Annotated in this window: 11 protein-coding genes; 9 read left to right on the plus strand and 2 right to left on the minus strand. The window is 68.4% G+C overall.

All coding sequences use genetic code 11. The features are described 5' to 3' along the window. Window positions 1-4 precede the first annotated feature (4 nt). The 9 genes from A5775_RS19575 to A5775_RS19615 all read left to right on the plus strand — a co-directional run bounded on the left by A5775_RS19575 (window position 5) and on the right by A5775_RS19615 (window position 14,401). Complete coding sequence (locus A5775_RS19575; RefSeq protein WP_082953090.1) at window positions 5-3,283, plus strand: arabinosyltransferase domain-containing protein; 3,279 nt, start codon at window positions 5-7, stop codon at window positions 3,281-3,283. Window positions 3,284-3,352: 69 nt separating this feature from the next. Continuing rightward, window positions 3,353-3,676: a helix-turn-helix transcriptional regulator gene (locus A5775_RS19580; RefSeq protein ID WP_067256038.1), complete on the plus strand. Its 324-nt coding sequence runs from the start codon at window positions 3,353-3,355 to the stop codon at window positions 3,674-3,676. After that, on the plus strand, window positions 3,673-4,161 hold the full coding sequence (locus tag A5775_RS19585) for an SRPBCC family protein (RefSeq protein ID WP_067256045.1): 489 nt from the start codon (window positions 3,673-3,675) through the stop codon (window positions 4,159-4,161). Before A5775_RS19580 ends, A5775_RS19585 begins: the two co-directional genes overlap by 4 nt. Next, a complete protein-coding gene (locus A5775_RS19590; RefSeq protein ID WP_067256048.1) occupies window positions 4,158-4,781 on the plus strand; it encodes a maleylpyruvate isomerase family mycothiol-dependent enzyme in 624 nt (207 codons plus the stop codon). Before A5775_RS19585 ends, A5775_RS19590 begins: the two co-directional genes overlap by 4 nt. Before the next feature lie 63 nt (window positions 4,782-4,844). Next, on the plus strand, window positions 4,845-8,171 hold the full coding sequence (locus tag A5775_RS19595) for an arabinosyltransferase domain-containing protein (RefSeq protein WP_067256050.1): 3,327 nt from the start codon (window positions 4,845-4,847) through the stop codon (window positions 8,169-8,171). Then, a complete protein-coding gene (locus tag A5775_RS19600; protein ID WP_067256052.1) occupies window positions 8,168-11,368 on the plus strand; it encodes an arabinosyltransferase domain-containing protein in 3,201 nt (1,066 codons plus the stop codon). The genes A5775_RS19595 and A5775_RS19600 overlap by 4 nt, the downstream gene beginning before the upstream one ends. A gap of 182 nt (window positions 11,369-11,550) precedes the next feature. Then, entirely contained in the window at window positions 11,551-12,054 is a 504-nt protein-coding gene (locus tag A5775_RS19605) for a hypothetical protein (RefSeq protein WP_067256054.1), read from the plus strand. An 83-nt stretch (window positions 12,055-12,137) separates the two neighbouring features. Then, window positions 12,138-12,581 carry an FHA domain-containing protein gene (locus tag A5775_RS19610; protein ID WP_067256057.1) on the plus strand — a complete coding sequence of 148 codons (444 nt, stop codon included), beginning with the start codon at window positions 12,138-12,140 and terminating at the stop codon, window positions 12,579-12,581. 41 nt (window positions 12,582-12,622) lie between these two features. Continuing rightward, complete coding sequence (locus tag A5775_RS19615; RefSeq protein WP_067256059.1) at window positions 12,623-14,401, plus strand: acyl-CoA dehydrogenase family protein; 1,779 nt, start codon at window positions 12,623-12,625, stop codon at window positions 14,399-14,401. 3 nt (window positions 14,402-14,404) lie between these two features. On the opposite strand, the gene A5775_RS19620 is transcribed toward A5775_RS19615, so the two are convergent. Then, a complete protein-coding gene (locus A5775_RS19620) occupies window positions 14,405-15,970 on the minus strand; it encodes an acyl-CoA carboxylase subunit beta (protein ID WP_156660782.1) in 1,566 nt (521 codons plus the stop codon). Between the two features lie 8 nt (window positions 15,971-15,978). Further along, entirely contained in the window at window positions 15,979-21,258 is a 5,280-nt protein-coding gene (gene pks13, locus A5775_RS19625) for a polyketide synthase Pks13 (RefSeq protein ID WP_197512763.1), read from the minus strand. Window positions 21,259-21,322: the final 64 nt, after the last annotated feature.

Genomic DNA, 21,322 nt, shown 5'->3' on the forward strand with positions numbered 1-21,322 from the left:
GCTGATGAGCACCGAGACCACGCCTCAAACGGGGCCTCACACGGCCGAAGAACTAGCATCTAGCACCGTGCAAGACAGGGAAGCCAATCACCGGATCGCCCGGCTGGTTGCTTCCGTCGCCGGGCTGCTCGGCGTGCTGCTGGCCATCGCCACCCCACTGCTGCCGGTCGACCAGACCACCGCCCAGCTGAACTGGCCCCAGAACGGCACCTTCGGCAGCGTCGACGCGCCCCTGATCGGGTACGTCGCCACCGATTTGAACATCACCGTCCCGTGCCAGGCCGCCGCCGGGCTGACCGGAGGAGGCAACGCCGGCAAGACGGTGCTGCTGTCGACGGTGCCCAAGCAGGCGCCCAAGGCCGTGGACCGCGGCCTGCTGATCGTGCGCGCCAACGACGAACTGGTGCTGGTGGTGCGCAACGTCCCGGTGGTGAGCGCCCCGCTGAGCCAGGTGCTCAGCCCGGCCTGCCAGCGGTTGACGTTCACCGCGCACGCCGACCGGATCACCGCCGAGTTCGTCGGGCTGACCCAGGGACCCAACGCCGAACATCCCGGCTCGCCGCTGCGCGGCGAGAAGAGCGGCTATGACTTCCGGCCGCAGATCGTCGGCGTCTTCACCGATTTGACCGGGCCGACACCGCCCGGGCTGAGCTTCTCGGCGACCATCGACACCCGCTACAGCAGCAGCCCCACCCCGTTGAAGATGGCCGCGATGATCCTGGGCCTGGTGCTGACTGCCGCGTCGCTGGTCGCGCTGCACCGGCTGGACACCGCCGACGGAACCCGGCACCGCCGCTTCCTGCCCGCGCGCTGGTGGTCGGTCGGCGCCCTGGACGCCCTGGTCATCGCGGTGCTGGTGTGGTGGCATTTCGTCGGCGCCAACACGTCCGACGACGGCTACATCCTGACCATGGCGCGGGTGTCCGAGCACGCCGGCTATATGGCCAACTACTACCGCTGGTTCGGCACGCCCGAGGCCCCCTTCGGCTGGTACTACGACCTGCTGGCGCTGTGGGCCCACGTCAGCACCACCAGCATCTGGATGCGGTTGCCCACCTTGGTGATGGCGCTGACGTGCTGGTGGGTGATCAGCCGGGAAGTCATGCCCCGCCTGGGCCATGCGGTCAAGCAGAACCGGGCGGCGGCCTGGACCGCGGCGGGCACGTTCCTGGCGGTCTGGCTCCCGCTCGACAACGGCCTGCGCCCCGAGCCGATCATCGCCCTGGGCATCTCGCTGACGTGGTGTTCGGTGGAGCGCGCGGTGGCCACCAGCCGGCTGCTGCCGGTGGCGATCGCGTGCATCATCGGCGCGCTGACCCTGTTCTCCGGGCCGACGGGCATCGCCTCGATCGGTGCTCTGCTGGTCGCGATCGGGCCACTGCGCACCATCCTGCACCGCAGGATCAAGCGATTCGGCGCGCTGCCGCTGGTGCTGCCGTTGCTGGCCGCCGTCACCGTCACCGCCATCCTGATCTTCCGTGACCAGACGCTGGCCGGTGAGGTCCAGGCCACCATGCTCAAGCGCGCCGTCGGCCCCAGCCTGAGTTGGTTCGACGAACACATCCGCTACGAGCGGCTGTTCATGGCCAGCCCCGACGGGTCGGTGGCCCGCCGGTTCGCCGTGCTGGCGCTGGTACTCGCGCTCGGGGTCACGGTCGCGATGTCGTTGCGCAAGGGCCGAATTCCGGGCACCGCCACCGGGCCCAGCCGGCGCATCGTCGGGATCACCATCATCTCCTTCGTCGCGATGATGTTCACCCCCACCAAATGGACCCACCACTTCGGCGTGTTCGCCGGACTCGCCGGACCGCTGGGCGCGCTGGCCGCGGTCGCGGTGACGGCCGTGGCCATGCGGTCCCGGCGCAACCGCACCGTGTACGCCGCCGTGGTGCTGTTCTTGGTCGCGCTGTCGTTCGCCAGCGTCAACGGTTGGTGGTACGTATCGAATTTCGGTGTGCCGTGGTCGAATGCGTTCCCGGCGTGGCATTACGCGTTCGCCACCGCGCTGCTCGGGCTGACCGTGGCGGTGCTGCTGCTGGCGGCATGGTTCCACTTCGTCGCCCCCGACAACGGGCCGCCCAGAACCCGCGCGGGGGCACGGGCGGCCGGAATCATCCAGTCCCCGTTGGCCATTGCGACATGGGCGCTGGTGGTGTTCGAGGTGGCATCGCTGACCCTGGCGATGACCGACCAATATCCGGCGTGGTCGGTCGGCCGTTCCAACCTGCAAGCCCTGACCGGCAAGTCGTGTGGACTGGCCGAGGACGTGCTGGTGGAGCAGGACGCAGGCGCGGGCATGCTATCGCCGGTGAACGGCTCGGCGGCCGACGCGCTCGGGGCCGGCATGTCGGAAGCCTTCACGCCCAACGGAATTCCCGCCGACGTCCGCGCCGACCCGGTGATGGAACGGCCGGGCGACCGCAGTTTTGTCAACGACGAGGAGAAGACCGGCAGCAACCAGCCGGGCACCGAGGGCGGCACCACCCCCGCCCCGGGGATCAACGGCTCGTCCGCACAGCTGCCCTTCAACCTCGACCCCGCGCGCACACCGGTGCTCGGCAGCTGGCGCTCGGGCATCCAGATTCCCGCGCACCTGCGGTCGGGCTGGTATCGGCTGCCCGCCCGCGACAAGGCGCGGCCGCTGCTGGTGGTGAGCGCGTCCGGGCGCTTCGACCCCCGCGAGGTCCAGGTGCAGTGGGCCACCGACGAGCAGGCGGCCAGCGGACATCCCGGCGGCTCGTTCCAATTCGCCGACGTGGGCGCATCCCCGGCGTGGCGCAACCTGCGGCTGCCGCTGTCGGCGATTCCGACTGCGGCCACCCAGATTCGACTGGTCGCCGACGACGAAGACCTGGCTCCGCAACACTGGATCGCGTTGACCCCGCCGCGGATTCCGCAGCTGCGCACGCTGCAGGACGTGGTGGGCTCCACCGATCCGGTGTTCCTGGACTGGCTCGTCGGGCTGGCCTTTCCCTGCCAGCGCCCGTTCGGGCATCAGAACGGTGTCGACGAGGCGCCGAAGTGGCGCATCCTGCCCGACCGGTTCGGCGCCGAGGCCAACTCGCCGGTGATGGACAACAACGGCGGTGGTCCGCTCGGCGTCACCGAGTTGTTGGCGAAGGCGACCACGATGGCCACCTATTTGAAGGACGACTGGTCCCGCGACTGGGGCTCGCTGCAACGGCTGACGCCGTACTATCCCGGCGCGCAGCCGGCCCAGCTGCTCCTGGGGACGACGACGCGCAGCGGTCTGTGGAACCCGGCGCCGCTGCGCAAGACCTAGAGTTCCGGCCTCGCTTCCGGCCGGCGCGGCCCTTGAGATCCAGTATCGGTAAGTCTAAGCTTACGGTTCGTGGTCACTTACCAAAGCGATGCCGGGTGGCTGGCATTGGCGGACGGGACGCGGCGGGCCATCGTGGAACGACTCGCGCACGGCCCGTCGGCGGTCGGTGAGCTGGCCCGTGACCTGCCGGTCAGCAGACCGGCGGTGTCGCAGCACCTCAAGGTGCTCAAATCCGCCGGGCTGGTGCGCGACCGCGCCGCCGGAACCCGCCGCGTCTATCAGCTCGATCCCACCGGCCTCGAGGCGATGCGCGCCGATCTTGACCGGTTCTGGACACAGGCGCTGGCCGGCTATGCGCGGACCATCGATGAGATCAACGAAGGAAACCCATGACGCCACAACGGATTCCCACCGTCACCCATCACGCCGTCGTCAACGCTCCCATCGAGCGCGCGTTCGCCGTCTTCACCGAACGGTTCGGCGCATTCAAGCCGCGCGAGCACAATCTGTTGGCGGTCCCCATCGCCGAGACCGTGTTCGAGCCCCGCGTGGGCGGCCACATCTACGACCGCGGCGTCGACGGCAGCGTGTGCCGGTGGGCGCGCATCCTGGTCTATGAGCCGCCACATCGGGTGGTGTTCAGCTGGGACATCGGCCCGACATGGCAGCTCGAGACCGACCCGTCCAAGACCAGCGAAGTGGACGTCCGCTTCACCGCCCACGGCGACCAGCGCACCCGCGTGGAGCTGGAGCACCGCCATCTCGACCGCCACGGGCCGGGTTGGCAATCCGTCGCCGACGGGGTCGACGGCGATGCGGGCTGGCCGCTGTACCTGGGTCGCTACGTGGACCTGTTGACCGGCGGTGACCCCCGATGACCGCCGACCTGATGCCCATGGCCCGCGCGGAGCGGGCGGACCTGGCCGACTTCCTGGCCACGTGTGAGCCGCAGGACTGGGAGGCTCCCACCCTGTGCACCCGGTGGAGCGTCAAAGACGTTGTCGCGCATGTGATCAGCTACGAAGAACTCGGCACCCTGGGGCTGCTGAAGCGGTTTGCGAAGGGTCGCGTGGTGCGGGCCAACCAGGTGGGCGTCGAGGAATTCGCGAGCCTGACCCCGCAGCAGCTTTTGGAGTTCCTGCGCAGCCACCTCCAACCGCAAGGATTGACAGCAAGGTTCGGGGGAATGATCGCGCTCGTCGACGGCACGATCCACCACCAGGACATCCGCCGCGCGCTTGGGCGCCCGCGGGAGGTCCCACCCGACCGGCTGGTGCGGATCCTGCCCCTGGTGCCGGGCAACCCGAGGCTCGGCGCGGGGCGACGGATCAGGGGCCTGCGCCTGCGCGCCACCGACCTCGCTTGGACGCACGGCGAGGGGCCCGAGGTAACCGGCCCCGGCGAGGCGTTGCTGATGGCGATGTCCGGGCGCCCGGCCGCACTCGCCGACCTCGACGGTCCGGGGCGTGCCACCCTGGCGGCCCGGCTCGACGGATAGCCCGCCCGCTGCGCGGCCCCGCGTCCCGATGGCACAAAGCCGCGTCGCTTACGATCGAGCCTCGTGCCCCACGACGGTAATGAGCGATCGCAGCGGATCCCCCGATCGGTGGCCGCGGTCGCGGGAATCGTGGGCCTGCTGCTGTGTCTCCTCGTCCCGGTGCTTCCGGCGACGCAGACCACGGCGACGGTCCTGTGGCCGCAGGGCACCGTGGACGGGCACGTCAGCCAGATCACCGCGCCCCTGGTGTCGGGGGCGCCGCGCGCGCTGGACATCTCCATCCCCTGCCGCGACATCGCCACCCTGCCCGCCAACGGGGGTTTGGTGGTCTCGACTCTGCCCCCCGGCGGGATGGACGCCGGGAAGAACGGGCTGTTCGTGCGGGCCAACAAGGACGTGGTCGTCGTCGCGTTCCGCGACACCGTCGCGGCGGTGGCGCAGCGCTCGGCGATCGCCGCCGGGGCCTGCACCGTGCTGCACGCCTGGGCCGGCATCGAGGCGGCCGGCGCCGAATTCGTCGGCATACCCGGCGCCTCCGGCATCCTGCCGGCCGAGAAGAAGCCCCAGGTCGGCGGGATCTTCACCGATTTGAAGGTGCCCGCGGGGCCGGGGCTGTCGGCCCGGGTCGACATCGACACCCGATTCATCACCGCGCCCACCGCCGTCAAGAAGATCGTGATGGTGCTGGGGGTCCTGGCCGTGCTGACGGCCATCATCGCGCTCGCGGTGCTGGACCGCCGCAGCCGGGGCGGCAGCACGTTGCTCAACTGGCGCTCCCCGATCGCCTGGCTCTCCAGGTACCGACCCGGCACGCACCTGGCCAACTGGCGGCGCGTCGGCGTGGCGACGTGGATCGCCGACGCCGGGGTGATCGCAACCCTGTTGCTGTGGCACATCATTGGTGCCACCACTTCGGATGACGGCTACAACCTGACCATCGCCCGCGTCGCCCCCCGGGCCGGCTACGTCACCAACTACTATCGCTACTTCGGCACCACCGACGCCCCCTTCGACTGGTACCTGGGCGTGCTGTCCAAGCTGGCCTCGGTGAGCACCACCGGCGTGTGGATGCGGCTGCCCGCCACGCTCGCCGGAATTGCCTGCTGGCTGATCATCAGCCATTGGCTGTTGCGCCGGCTGGGGCCGGGCCGCGGTGGATTGGCCGCCAACCGGATCGCCGTGTTCACCGCGGGCGCGGTGTTCGTCGCGGCCTGGCTGCCGTTCAACAACGGGCTGCGGCCCGAGCCGCTGATCGCCCTCGGTGTGCTCGTCACCTGGATGCTGGTGGAACGGGCGATCGCGCTGCGACGGCTCGCCCCGGCCGCGATCGCCATCATCGTGGCGCTGCTGACCGCGACCCTGGCACCGCAGGGTCTGATCGCCGTCGCCGCGCTGCTGACCGGGGCGCGGGCCGTCGCCCAGACGATCCGGCGCCGCCGGGCGAGCGACGGGCTGCTGGCTCCGCTGGCGGTGCTGGCCGCGTCGCTCTCGGTGATCCTCGTGGTGGTGTTCCGCAGCCAGACGCTGGCCACGGTGCTCGAGTCCGCCCGGATCAAATACAAGGTCGGGCCGACGATCGCCTGGTACCAGGACTGGCTGCGCTACTACTTCCTCACCGTCGAGTCGAACCCCGACGGATCGATGGCGCGCCGCTTCGCGGTGCTGATCCTGCTGCTGTGCCTGTTCGGGATGCTCGTGATCCTGCTGCGCCGCGGCCGCGTGCCGGGGGTGGCCAGCGGCCCGGCGTGGCGGCTGATCGGCACCACCGCGATCGGGCTGTTGCTTTTGACGTTCACCCCGACCAAGTGGGCGATTCAGTTCGGTGCCTTCGCGGGACTGGCCGGGGCGCTGGGCGCGGTCACCGCGTTCGCGTGCTCGCGGATCGGCCTGCACAACCGCCGCAATCTGACGCTGTACGTGACGGCGCTGCTGTTCGTACTGGCGGTGGCCACCTCCGGCATCAACGGATGGTTCTACGTCGGCAACTACGGGGTGCCGTGGTACGACATCCAGCCGGTCGTCGCCAGCCACCCGGTGACGTCGATGTTCTTGACGTTGTCGATCATCACCGGCCTGCTGGCCGCCTGGCAGCACTTCCGGATGGACTACGCCGGCCACACCGAGGTCAAGGACAACCGGCGCAACCGCGTCCTGGCGTCGACCCCGCTGCTGGTGGTCGCGACCATCATGGTCGTCGGCGAGGTCGCCTCGCTGACCAAGGGTGCGGTGTTGCGCTACCCGCTCTACACCACCGGCAAGGCCAACCTCGCCGCGATCAGTTCGGGGTTGTCTCCCCGCAGTTGCGCCATGGCCGACGACGTGCTGGCCGAGCCCGACCCCAATGCCGGCATGCTGTCACCGGCGCCGGGCCAGACCTTCGGCGCCGACGGTCCGCTCGGTGGCGTCAATCCGGTGGGCTTCAAAGCCAAAGGCGTAGGCGATGACCTGAGGTCGTACCCGGTGGTCACCAAACCCGGGGTGGTGAATTCCGACGCCTCACCCAACAAGCCCAATGCCGCCATGAGCGACGCCGCGGGCACGGCCGGCGGCAGAGGGGCGGTGGGCGTCAACGGCTCAGATGCTGCGCTGCCGTTCGGGCTGGACCCGGCCCGCACTCCGGTGATGGGTAGCTACGGCGAAAACTCCCTGGCCGCCACCGCCACCTCGGCCTGGTACCAGCTGCCGCCCCGCACCCCGGACCGGCCGATCGTCGTGGTGTCGGCGGCCGGTTCCATCTGGTCCTACAAAGAAGACGGCACCTTCACCTACGGACAGTCGCTCAAACTGCAATGGGGAGTTGCCCACCCGGGCGGGACGACCCAGCCGCTCACCGAGGTGCAGCCGATCGATATCGGACCAGAGCCGGCGTGGCGCAATCTGCGGTTCCCGCTGACGTGGGCGCCGCCGGAGGCCAACGTGGCGCGCATAGTCGCCTACGACCCGAACCTGAGCTCCGATCAGTGGTTCGCGTTCACGCCGCCGCGGGTGCCGGTGACCGAAACCTTGCAGCAGCTGATCGGGTCGCGCACACCCGTGCTGATGGACATCGCGACCGCCGCGAACTTCCCATGCCAGCGGCCATTCTCCGAACACCTTGGCGTCGCCGAACTTCCGCAATACCGCATCCTGCCCGACCACAAACAGACGGCATCGTCGTCGAACGGCTGGCAAGCCGGCGAGGCGGGCGGCCCGTTCCTGTTCGCTCAGACGATGCTTCGTACCTCGACGATCTCGACGTATCTGCGCGGCGACTGGTATCGCGACTGGGGATCCGTGGAACAGTACTTCCGGCTGGTGCCGGCTGATCAGGCGCCGGACGCCGCGATCGAGCAGGGTGTGATGACAGTGCACGGCTGGAGCCGGCAGGGACCGATTCGGGCACTCCCATGAGCGCTCCGACCGTCAGCAAGAACGTGCGGGTGACGCGCTGGGTGGCGACCATCGCCGGCCTGATCGGGTTCGTGCTGTCGGTTGCCACCCCGCTGCTACCCGTCGTGCAGACCACCGCGACGCTGGATTGGCCGCAGAACGGTCAGCTGAACAGCGTTACGGCACCGCTGATTTCGCTGACCCCGGTCGATGTGACGGCAACCGTACCGTGCTCTGCGGTGCGCGCCCTGCCACCGGAGGGCGGGATCGTGCTGAGTACGGCGCCCAAGAAGGGCAAGGACGCCGCGCTCAACGCGCTGTTCGTCGTCGTCAACGGCAAGCGCGTCGACGTCACCGACCGCAACGTGGTGATCGCCAGCGCGCCTCGGGATCAGGTGACGTCCCCGCAATGTCAGCACATCGACATCACCTCGACGAAAGCCGGCGCCTTCGCCACCTTTGTCGGACTGAATGATCCAGCGGGCAAACCGATCAGCGGCGGTTTCGCCGACCCGAACCTGCGGCCGCAAATCGTGGGGGTGTTCACCGACCTGACCGGCGCCGCCCCTGCGGGTTTGAAGCTATCGGCGACCATCGACACCAGGTTCTCCACCACCCCAACCACTTTGAAGCTGGTCGCGATGGTGCTGGCGATCCTGGCCACCGTCGTCGCGCTGGTCGCGCTGTGGCGGCTCGACCAGCTGGACGGGCACCGGATGCGCCGGCTCATTCCGGCGAATTGGCGCACGTTCACCCTCGCCGATGTCGCGGTGATCGGCGGGTTCGTGCTCTGGCATGTGATCGGGGCGAACTCGTCCGACGATGGCTACATCCTGGGCATGGCGCGGGTCGCCGACCACGCCGGCTACATGTCCAACTACTTCCGGTGGTTCGGCAGCCCGGAGGACCCCTTCGGCTGGTACTACAACTTGCTGGCGCTGATGACCCATGTCACCGACGCCAGCCTGTGGATGCGGTTGCCGGATTTGATCGCCGGAATCGTGTGCTGGCTGCTGCTCTCGCGCGAGGTGCTCCCCCGACTGGGGCCCGCGGTCGCGTCTAGCAAGGCCGCCAACTGGGCGGCGGGCATGGTGCTGCTGACGGCCTGGATGCCGTTCGACAACGGCCTGCGCCCCGAGCCGATCATCGCTGTCGGTTCGCTGATCACCTACGTGCTGATCGAGCGCTCCATGCGGTACAGCCGGCTGACGCCCGCGGCATTGGCGGTCATCACCGCCGCGTTCACGCTCGGCGTCCAGCCCACCGGGTTGATCGCGGTCGCCGCGTTGATCGCCGGCGGCCGACCGATCCTGCGAATTTTGGTCCGCCGTCACCGCCTGGTCGGCACGTGGCCGCTGGTGGCACCCATGCTGGCCGCCGGCACGGTCATCCTGACCGTCGTGTTCGCCGACCAGACACTGTCAACCGTGCTGGAAGCCACCAGGATTCGCACTTCGATCGGCCCCAGCCAGGCCTGGTACACCGAGAACCTGCGCTATTACTACCTGATTCTGCCCACCGTCGACGGTTCGCTGTCGCGCCGCTTCGGGTTCCTGATCACCGCGTTGTGTCTGTTCACGGCCGTGTTTATCATGTTGCGGCGCAAGCGTGTTCCGGGAGTGGCCCGCGGGCCGGCGTGGCGGCTGATGGGTGTCATCTTCGGCACCATGTTCTTCCTGATGTTCACGCCCACCAAGTGGGTGCACCACTTCGGGCTGTTCGCCGCGGTGGGGGCGGCGATGGCCGCGCTCACGACGGTGCTGGTGTCGCATGAGGTGCTGCGCTGGTCGCGCAACCGGATGGCGTTCCTGGCGGCGGTGTTTTTCGTGTTGGCCCTGTGTTTCGCCACCACCAACGGCTGGTGGTACGTCTCCAGCTACGGCGTTCCGTTCAACAGCGCAATGCCGAAGGTCGGCGGAATCACAATCAGCACAATCTTTTTCGCGCTGTTTGTGATCGCCGTCCTCTACGCGATTTGGTTGCACTTTGCGTCCCGCGACCACGGCGAGGGCCGCGTAGCCCGGGCGCTGACGGCGGCGCCTGTCCCCCTCGCGGCCGGCTTCATGGCGCTGGTGTTCATCGCGTCGATGGCGGCCGGCATCGTCCGTCAGTATCCCACCTATTCCAACGCCTGGGACAACCTGCGCGAATTCAGCGGAGGCTGCGGCTTGGCCGACGACGTGCTCGTCGAGCCGGACAGCAACGCCGGCTTCATGGCGCCGCTACCCGGCAATTACGGACCGTTGGGACCGCTGGGTGGTGAGCGCCCAACAGGATTCACGCCGAACGGGGTGCCGGACCGCACCCTGGCCGAGTCGGTCAAGGAGACCTCGGTGCCGCAACCCGGCACTGACTACGACTGGGACGCACCACTCAAGCTAACGACGCCGGGTATCAACGGATCAACGGTACCGCTGCCGTACGGCCTGAACCCTCAGCAAGTTCCGTTGGCGGGCAGCTACACCACCGGCGCGCAACAGCAGAGCAGGCTGAACTCGGCGTGGTACCAGCTGCCGAAACCCGACGCCGGACACCCGCTGATCGTCATCACCGCCGCGGGCACCATCACCGGCAACAGCATCCTGCACCACCACACCACCGGGCAGACGGTGGAATTGGAATTCGGCAGGCCCGGAGCCGACGGCTCCGTACAGCCTGCGGGCCGGTTGGTGCCCTACGACCTCTACGGCGAACAACCCAAAGTGTGGCGAAATCTGCGGTTCGCACGCACGCAGATGCCCGCCGACGCGGTCGCCGTGCGGGTGGTGGCCGAGGACCTGTCTCTGACGCCGGAGGACTGGATCGCGGTGACCCCGCCGCGGGTGCCGGAGTTGCGCTCGCTGCAGGAGTACGTCGGTTCCACACAGCCGGTGCTGATGGACTGGGCGGTCGGATTGGCCTTCCCGTGCCAACAGCCGATGCTGCACGCCAACGGCGTCACCGAGATCCCGAAATACCGCATCACCCCGGACTACAACGCCAAGAAGCAGGACACGGACACCTGGCAGGACGGCGTCAATGGGGGCCTGCTGGGTATCACGGATCTGTTGCTGCGGGCCCACGTGATGTCGACCTACCTGTCCCGTGACTGGGGCCGCGACTGGGGGTCGCTGCGCAAATTCGACACCATCGCCGACGCGCATCCCGCACAGCTCGGCCTGGGCACCGCGACCCGCACCGGATGGTGGTCGCCGGGCCAGATCCGCATCAAGCCGTAATCGCGGCGAAAGGTGTTATTTCCGGGCGTATTTAAATGGCGGGCGAGGGCAGCTATTGATTGGTGGAATAGGGCGCCGAATTAACGCCTGAGTAAGTGTCGGCGGCGGGTTTGAACCGGCGAATTGCGGGTCAATACTCATTCCGATGTGATCCCGTTCACACAACGGAAAAGGGTCGCCCCATGCACGCGCTGACACGCCTCGGAAGCTGTATTGCCGCGGTCATCCCGGTCGCGACGTTGGCCATCGGCACGGCGGCCGCGGACGGCGGCGGCACCACCGTCGTTCTGGATGCCAAACTTCGGCGTTGCGATTTCAGCCTCGTGAGTACCGTGCCGCAGGTGCCGCGCCCGGCACTGGGGACGGGTTCCGTCGTCGTCCACACGGCCGGGTCACGGGTGGTCGCGGACGTCCATTTGGTGGACGCGCCCGAGCCCGGCACCCATTTCGATGTGGGGCTTATCCAGGTGCCCCGCCCCGCCTCGGCCACGTGCGGGCCCGGTGATCCCGGGACCGCCTTTACCGGCCTGGACACCGACGGGGCGGGCAGCGGAAATACGACCGTGCAAGACAGTATTCGGCCCGGCACGACGGGAGTCTGGGTGATTGTCCAACAGCCAAACCCTCACTCGCAGAACCCGGCGGAGTTCTACACGTCGGAGTTCGTGGCGCCGGTGCGGGCATAGGGGACTTCGGTCCCTATCTCGCCGCCCGGGTCGAATGCTCCAATAGACGCGTCGAAAGACCTGGCGTCGGATGAGAGGCAAGGGTGTCGGCATCACAACGGGACACACGACAGCAGCGCATCGCGGCGGATGACGCCACCGGCGATATCGGCTCCGCGCTGCGTACCGACCTCCCCGAGGAGATCGACACGTCGTCGGCAGCGGCCGAGGCGGCGGCGCTGGAGCGCGGCTCGGCCATGCTCGTGGTGAAACGGGGTCCCAACGTCGGATCGCAGTTCATCCTGAACCAGCCCGTCATGACAGCCGGACGCCACCCCGCCAGCGACATCTTTCTCGACCACATCACGGTCAGCCGCCGGCATGCCGAATTCCGCCACGAGAACGACGAATTCCGCGTCGTCGACCTCGGCAGCCTCAATGGCACCTATCGCAACCGGGAAGCCGTCGACTCCGCGGTGCTCGCCAACGGCGACGTGCTCCAGGTCGGCAATTTCCGGCTGGTTTTCCTCACCGCCCAGACGCCCTGACACCGAGGAGTGCGATCGGCTCGGCGCGTAGCGTCTCAACCATGAGCGACTACGCCGTAGAGGCGGTGGACCAGCTGCCGTTCTCCACTGAAGAAAAATCGCAGCGCTACGCGACCGAGAACTACCGCGGCGCGGTCGGTCTCAATTGGTACAGCACCGATCCCACGCTGCAGTTCACCATGGCCTACTACCTGCCGCCCGAAGAGCTGAAAGTGGCCGAGCGCCACCTCACGCGCATCGGCGAGCTGATGGGCGGTCCGGTGGCGCGGTGGGCCGAAGAGACCGACCGCAACCCACCGCGGCTGGAGCGCTACGACCGGTGGGGCCACGACGTCAGCCAGGTGGTCATGCCACCGTCGTTCACGCAGTCCAAGCGGGCCGTCCTGGATGCGCAGCAGGCGCTGCGAACCGAGGCGCGCGAGGCCAAGATGAGTTCGTCGCTGACGCTGTTCGCGTCGAATTATCTGCTCAATCAAGCCGATATCGGGATGGGATGCGCGTTGGGCACCGGTGGCGGCATGGTCTCCTCGCTGGTGGCGGCCTACGCGCCGGCCGATGTGGCCGAACACGTGCTGGCCAAGTTCGCGTCCGGCGAGTGGGCCGGCGAGACGGCCCAGCTGCTCACCGAACGCACCGGCGGCTCCGACCTGGGCGCGCTCGAGACGACCGCGACACGTCACGGTGACTCGTGGTTGCTGAACGGGTTCAAGTGGTTTGCGTCCAACTGCGCCGGGGAGGCGTTCGTCGTGTTGGCCAAACCCGAAGGCGCACCGGACTCTTCGCGGGGCGTCGCCAACTTCCTGGTGCTGCGCACCCGTCGCGACGGCTCCCGCAACGGGGTGCGGGTGCGGCGGTTGAAGGACAAGCTCGGCACCCGCTCGGTGGCCTCGGGCGAGGTCGAGTTCGTCGACGCCGAGGCGTTCCTGTTGTCCGGCGAACCCAGCGCCGAATCCGGACCCTCCGACGGCAAGGGTCTGGGCCGCATGATGGAGCTCACCAACGCCGCGCGGCTGGGCATCGCGTTGTTCGGGCTCGGCAACGCCCGCCGCGCCCTGGTCGAGTCGCTGTGTTACGCGCGGCAGCGGCGCGCCTTCGGCGGGGCGCTGATCGACAAGCCGTTGATGCGGCGCAAGCTCGCCGAGATGATCGTCGATGTCGAGGCCGCCCAGGCGCTGGTGTTCGACGGCACCGGCGCCACCAACCATCGTCAGCCGCGCAGCCTGCGGCAGCGCATCGCGGTGCCGGTCACCAAGCTGAAGGTGTGCCGGCTCGGGATCACCGCGGCGTCGGATGCGATCGAGATCCACGGCGGCAACGGTTATATCGAGAGCTGGCCGGTGGCAAGGCTTTTGCGCGATGCGCAGGTCAACACCATCTGGGAGGGCCCGGACAACATCCTGTGCCTGGACGTGCGCCGCGGGATCGAGCAAACCCGCGCGCACGAGACACTGTTGGCGCGCCTGCGCGATGCGGTGTCGGTCGCCGAGGACGACGAGGCCACCCGGCTGGTCGCCGGCCGGATCGAGGATCTCGACGCGGCGATCACCGCGTGGTCCAAACTCGACCGGGAGATGGCCGAGGCGCGACTGTTCGGACTGGCGCAGTTCATGGGTGACGTCTACGGCGGAGCGCTGCTCATCGAGCAGGCCGCCTGGGAGCGGGCCACCCGCGGCGGCGAGCGCAAGGCGCTGGTGGCACGGCTCTACGCGCAGCGATATCTCGCCGACCGCGGGGCGCTGCGCGGGATCGACGCCGACTCCGACGAGGCGCTGGAGCGCTTCGACGAGTTGCTCGACGGCGCCTTCAACCACGCGCGGTGAGGACTAGATCGGGATGAGCCCGTGCTTGCGCGCCGTGCGGAACCACAATTGCTTGTCCCGCAACAGCTTCATCGACTTGCGCAGCAGCAGCCTGGTCTGGTGCGGATCGATGACCGCATCGATGAAGCCGCGTTCGGCGGCGGTCCACGGGATCGCCATGTTGAGGTTGTAGCCCTCGATGAAGTCCTTCTTGATCTGCTGCGCCTCGGGCGTGGTCGGGTCGGGGAAGCGCTTCATCAGCAACTGCGCGGCCCCCTCGGCGCCGATCACCGCGATGCGCGCGGTGGGCCAGGCGAAGTTGAAGTCGGCGGTCAGCTGCCGCGACCCCATCACCGCGTAAGCGCCGCCGTAAGACTTGCGGACGGTGATCGTCACCTTCGGCACGTCGGCCTCGACGACCGAGTACAGGAACCGGCCGCCGCGCTTGATGATGCCGTTGCGCTCCTGCTCCGCGCCCGGCAGGAAGCCCGGGGTGTCCACCACGAAAACGAGCGGGATGTTGAACGCGTCGCAGAACCGGATGAACCGCGCCGCCTTGTCGGAGGCCTCGTTGTCGATCGACCCGGACAGGTACATGGGTTGGTTGGCGATCACGCCGACCGGGCGCCCGTCGACCCGCGCGAATCCGGTGATGATGGCCGGGCCGCCCTGCGCGGCGACGTCGAGGAAGTCGCCGTCGTCGAAGATGCGCAGCAGGATCTCGTGCATGTCGTAGGCCATGTTGTCCGAGTCCGGCACGATCGAGTCGAGCTCCAGATCGGTCGGGGTCGTCTCCGGCTCGAGGCCGGGGTTGACGATCGGCGGCTGGCCGACGGCGCTCGACGGCAAAAACGACAGGAAGTCGCGCACGTACTGGAACGCCTCGGCCTCGGAGTCCACCACCTGGTGGATGTTGCCGTAGCGGGCCTGCGCGTCGGAGCCGCCGAGCTCGTCGAGGCTGACCTCCTCGCCGGTGACCTCCTGGATCACGTCGGGTCCGGTGACGAAGAAGTAGCCCTGGTCGCGCACCGAGACGAGCAGATCGTCCTGGATCGGCGAATAGACCGCTCCCCCAGCGCATTTGCCGAAGATGAGGGAGATCTGCGGCACCAGCCCGGACAGCGCCTCGTGACGGCGGCCCAGCTCGGCGTACCACGCCAGCGAGGTGACCGCATCCTGAATCCGGGCGCCACCCGAGTCCTGGATGCCGATGATCGGACAACCGACCATCGCGCACCACTCCATCAGCCGCGCGACCTTGCGGCCGAACATCTCGCCGACGGTGCCCTGGAACACCGTCTGGTCGTGGGAGAACACCCCGACCGGCCGGCCGTCGATCATCGCGTGTCCGGTGACGCACCCGTCTCCGTAGAGCGCGTTCGGGTCGTTGGGCGTCTTGGCCAGCGCCCCGGTCTCCAGGAAGGTGCCCGGGTCGACCAGCGCGTGCACGCGGGCGCGGGCGCTGGGGATGCCCTTCTTGTCGCGCTTGGCGACGGCCTTCTCACCGCCGGGTTCTTTGGCCAGTTCCAGGCGGCGATAGAGCTCAGCCAGCTTCTCGGCCGTGGTGTGCTGGATGGGAGCCGGCGCCATCTCCGTCACTACTTGCCTACCTCACTTGTCTGAGTGGTTTCCGCGTCCACCTTATTCAGCACCTCGGCCAGGTGCGCGCCCACCTTGGCGACGATCGGCTCGTCGATGGCCTGGATGTGTTCGCCACCGATGGGAACCACCTCCAGGTCCGCCACGAACTCACCCCAGCCGCCATCGGGCTGGCGGACCGCATAGCGCGGCTCGAACTCGATGACGTCATCGTGGTAGCGATCGGCCATGTAGAGGGTCACGTGGCCGTCGTACGGCTCGATCACGACGGTCTCGAGCGCCCGGTTGTCCAGATACGACGTCCGCTGGTGCTCGACGATGCCGCCCGGAATCTGCACGCCGCTCTGCTGGACGATGTCCAAGACGAACTTGACCTGACCCTCGTCGTCGAGCTCTTCGAGTTGCTCGTAGGGGATCGCGGGAATCTCGACGTTGAAGGTGCGCTCCGCGAACTTCGCGTAACGGTCCCAGCGCGCCCGGGTTTCCTCCTTGGTCTGCGGGATCTCCTCGCCGGCGCGCACCGTGTCGATCATCCCGACAAAGCGGACGTCGGCACCGGCGCGCTTCAGCCCGATCGCGCACGCGTACGCCAGCGCACCGCCGAGCGACCACCCGGCCAGAATGAACGGCTTGCCCTCATTCATTTCCAGCAGCTTCGGCACATACTGGGCGGCCCGCTCCTGAATGGTGCCCTCGACCCGCTCCAACCCGTACATCGGGGTCTTGGCCGGCAGCCGGTTGAGCAGCGGCTCGTAGACCACGGTCGACCCGCCGGCCGGGTGGAACACGAAAACGGGTACCTGCGAGTCGTTCTCCGGCGCCCGGATGGTCCGGACGAAGCCGTCGATCTGACCGGCCTCCAGGTACTGACGGACCTTCTCGGCCAGCGCCTCGATGGTGTCGGACGTCAGTACGTCCTGCGCGGTGATCGGGCCGTCGGCGCGCTCCGAGAGGCGTTGCGCCACCTTGGCCGCGGTATCCTCGTCCAGCTTGGGCAGCGGGTTGAAGATGCCGCCCGGCGACTTGCCCGTGACGATGGCCCAGGTGGCGAAGGTGACCCGCTCGGCGGCATCACGCGGCGGCACATCGGAATTGAGCGCGTTGGCCACCGCCTCCTGGCTGAGTGCTCCCGCCAGGTTCGGCGTGGCGCCGTTGCCCGAGGGTCCCGACGGATCCGTCGGCGGCGGCGGGATCGGGGCGTCCGATGCCGACGACGGCGTCTCCGGCTGCGTCTCGGGCTCGGCCTGCGGATCCGGTGCGGGTGCGGCGGCCGATGTCGGCGTGGCCCCGCTGAGCAACTGGGCCTGCTCCTTGGCGATCTCTTCGGGCGTCTGCGTCTTCTGGTGCTCGGCCAGCTGCTCGACCTCGTCGCGGTGCTCGACCGCGTACTCGATCAACTTCTCGATGGCGTAGAGGTTGGCGTCGCGCACGGCGGTCAATTGGATTGGCGGCAGGTTGAAGTCGTATTCGACGCGGTTCTTGATCCGCACCGCCATCAGCGAGTCCAGGCCGAGCTCGATCAGCGGCACCTCCCACGGCAGGTCCTCGGGCTCGTAGCCCATGGCCGCCGAGACGATCAGGCCCAGCCGCTCGCCGATGGTCTCACCGGAATCCGGTGTCCATCTGCCCACGCTGGACGGCAGGTAGCGGTTGGTCAGGCTGTCCGACAGCGTCTCGGCGTCAGTCTCCTCCGCCGGTGCGGCCGCCCCGGCGGCCGACGCGCCGGGCGCGGCGATCGTGGTGGGGGCGGCGGCAATTGCCGCGCCGGCGCCCACGGCGGTCGGCAACGCGGCCACGCTCTGGCCGGCCCGCGACACCAGCGCGTCGTAGACCAGGGTGAAGGACTCGTCGATGCGGGCGTGCACCTGAACCGAGGCGCCACCCGGGTGCCGGGTCATCGTCGTCACCAGCCTCGCACCCGCCCCGGGCACCGCGCGCTGCTCGGACGCCACCAACTGCGCATCCGGAAGCACTTGTGTCGCAGCCGATCTCACCAACGCACCCAGATCCGTCTCCGCGTTGCGCGGCGCGTACTCCCAGACATGGCGGCCGTCCGGCAGCGCGACATGGGTCCCCGGCATGATCACCGAGCCGTCGCCGGAGAAGTGCACGTCCAGCCAGTGCTCTTTGCGCTTGAACCGGGTCGGCGGGATATTCGCGTAATCCTCAGGGCCCTGAGCGCGGGTGAACAGCGTCCGGATGTCCAGATCGTGGCCGTGGACGTAGAGCTGGGCCATGGCCGAGGTCATCGACTCGACGTCGTCCTGCTTTTTGGCCAGCGTCGGAATCAATTGGGCGTCATGCAAACCCGCGGCCGCGGTGGTCAAACCGATCTGCATCAGCGCCACCGGGTTGGGCGCCAGCTCCAGGAACGTGGTGTGGCCGCTGTCGACGGCGTTGCGGACGCCGTGCGTGAAGTAGACCGAATGCCGCATTCCCTTGACCCAGTAGTCGACATCATGGATCGGCTGGCCACCGGGCTTGATGTAGCTGCCCTCGTGCACCGTCGAGAAGATCCCGACGGTGGGGCTCATCGGCTTGATGCCCTGCAATTCCGCGGAGAACTCACCGAGCAGCGGATCCATCTGCGAGGTGTGGCCGGCGCCCTTGGTCTGCAGCTTGCGGGCGAAGCGACCCTCCGCCTCACAGCGGGCGACGATCGCGTCGATCTGCTCGGGTGGACCACCGATCACGGTCTGACTGGGTGCGGCGTAGACGCACACCTCCAGGCCGGGGAAGTCGGCGAACACGGTCTTGAGCTCGTCGGCGGAGTACTCCACCAACGCCATCAGCCGGATGTATTCACCGAACAGCATGGCCTCGCCCTCACCCATCAGGTGCGAGCGCGAGGCGATCACGCGGACGGCATCCCGCAGCGACAGCCCGCCGGAGAAGTAGGCTGACGCGGGCTCACCCAGCGACTGCCCCACCACCGCAGCGGGTTTCGCGCCGTGATGCTTGAGCAGCTCGCCCAGCGCGATCTGGATGGCGAAGATGACGACGTTGGAGGTTTCGATGCCGTATTCGTGCGAGTCATCGAGGATCAGCTCGAGTACCGAGTAGCCCCGCTCGTCCTGAATCAGCGCGTCGACCTTCTCGATCCACTCGGCGAAGACCTCGTTGCGCAGGTAGAGGCTCTTGCCCATCTTGCGGTGCTGCGCACCGAAACCGGCCATCGCCCAGACCGGGCCGCTGGTCACCGGTCCGTCGACGCTGAACACGTTCGGCCGCTGCTTGCCCTCGGCGACCGCCCGCAGGCCCTTGACGGCCTCTTCGTGGTCGTGGGCCAGCACCACCGCGCGCGAGCGGCCGTGGTTGCGCCGCGACAGCGACCGGCCGATCGATTCCAGCGACGACGCCTGCCCCTCCGGGCTTTCCATCCAGTCGGCGAGCTCGGCGGCCGCGGCCTTCTTGCGCGAGGTCAAAAAGCCCGATACCGCGAGCGGGATCAGCGGTGCTGATTGTTCTTGCGCGGCAAGCTCTTCGGCTGCGATCTCCTTGAGGCGCAGAGCCTCTTCGGTCACACCCGGCAGTTCGTATTCTTCTTCCTCGGGCGCCTCCGCGTCGGGGATGATGTTGCCGAAATCGTCGAACCGCAGCGAGTGGGCCTCGAGCGTGGGGGCATCGGCCGCCTCGGTGGCGGCCTGCACCTCGGGGGCGGGCTCGGGCTCGCGCGCCTCCTTCTCCACGACGTCACGGGGCAGGACCTCGCGCACCACCAAGTGCGCGTTGGCCCCACCGAAGCCGAAGCTGGACACCCCGGCGAGCGCGTAGCCGCCGTAGCGCGGCCAATCGGTCGCGTTGTCAACCACTTTCAAGTGCATGCCGTCGAAGTCGATGTAGGGGCTGGGTCCGGCGAAGTTGATCGACGGGGGCAGCTTGTCGTTCTGCAACGCCAGCACCACCTTGGCCAGGCTCGCCGCGCCGGCGGCCGACTCCAGGTGTCCCACATTGGTTTTCACCGCACCCAGCAGCGCCGGACGGTCGGCGGGACGGCCCCGCCCGACGATGCGACCCAGCGCCTCGGCCTCGATCGGGTCACCCAGGACGGTGCCGGTGCCGTGTGCCTCGATGTAGTCGACGGTGCGCGGATCGATGCCGGCATCCTTGTAGGCCCGGCGCAGCACCTCGGCCTGGGCGTCCTGGTTGGGGGCGATCAGGCCGTTGGACCGGCCGTCGTGATTGACCGCGCTGCCGGCGATCACGGCCAGGATCTGGTCGCCGTCGCGGCGGGCGTCGTCGACCCGCTTGAGCACGAACATGCCACCGCCCTCGGAGCGGGTGTAGCCGTCCGCGTCCGATGAGAACGACTTGATCCGGCCGTCGGGAGAAAGCACCTGACCGATCTCGTCGAAACCGAGCGTCACCAACGGCGTCAGCAGCGCGTTGACACCACCGGCAAGGGCCACGTCGCATTCGCCGTTGCGCAGCGCCTGCACCGCCTGGTGCGTCGCCACCAGCGAGCTCGAGCAAGCGGTGTCCAGCGCGACCGACGGGCCGCGGAAGTCGTAGAAGTAGGAGACCCGGTTGGCGATGATCGAGCTGGCGGTGCCGGTGATCGCGTACGGGTGCGCAACGGTCGGGTCGGAGACCGCCAGGAATTGGTAGTCGTTGTTGGAGAAGCCGACGTACACGCCGACGGCCTCGCCGCGAAGGCTCGACGCCGGGATGCGGGCGTGCTCGAGTGCCTCCCAGGTCAGCTCCAGCGCCATCCGCTGCTGCGGGTCGATGTTGTCGGCCTCGGTCTTGGCGACCGCGAAGAACTCCGAGTCGAAGCCCTTGATGTCCTTGAGGTAGCCGCCCCGGGTGCGGGCGCTGGCGACGCGCTGGGCGATCCGCGGCTCCTCGAGGAATTCCGACCAGCGGCCCTCGGGCAGATCGGTGATGGCGTCGCGGCCCTCCATCAGCGCTTGCCAGGTTTCGTCGGGGCTGTTCATGTCGCCGGGCAGCCGGGTGGACAGTCCCACGATCGCGATGTCGACGCGCTCGGCCGGGCCGGTGCGGGTCCAGTCCGCCCCCTCGAGGTCGTCGTCGGGGCGTTCGGGTTCCCCCTCGATGATGCGAGTGGCCAGCGACTCGATGGTCGGATGCTGGAACGCCACCGCGACCGAGAGCGTGACTCCGGTCAGGTCCTCGATGTCGGCGGCCATCGCCACCGCGTCGCGCGACGCCAGGCCGAGCTCGACCATCGGCACCGACTCGTCGATGTCGTCGGGCGAACGTCCCACCGCCTTGCCCACCCAGTTGCGCAGCCACTGGCGCATCTCGGGGACCGTCATATCAACTTTTTTGGCGGGCACCTCCCCGCCGGGGTCCGGGGTGGTGTTTACGGGATCGGTGTCT

This window comes from Mycobacterium sp. 852002-10029_SCH5224772 (assembly GCF_001667315.1).
Classification (GTDB): domain Bacteria; phylum Actinomycetota; class Actinomycetes; order Mycobacteriales; family Mycobacteriaceae; genus Mycobacterium.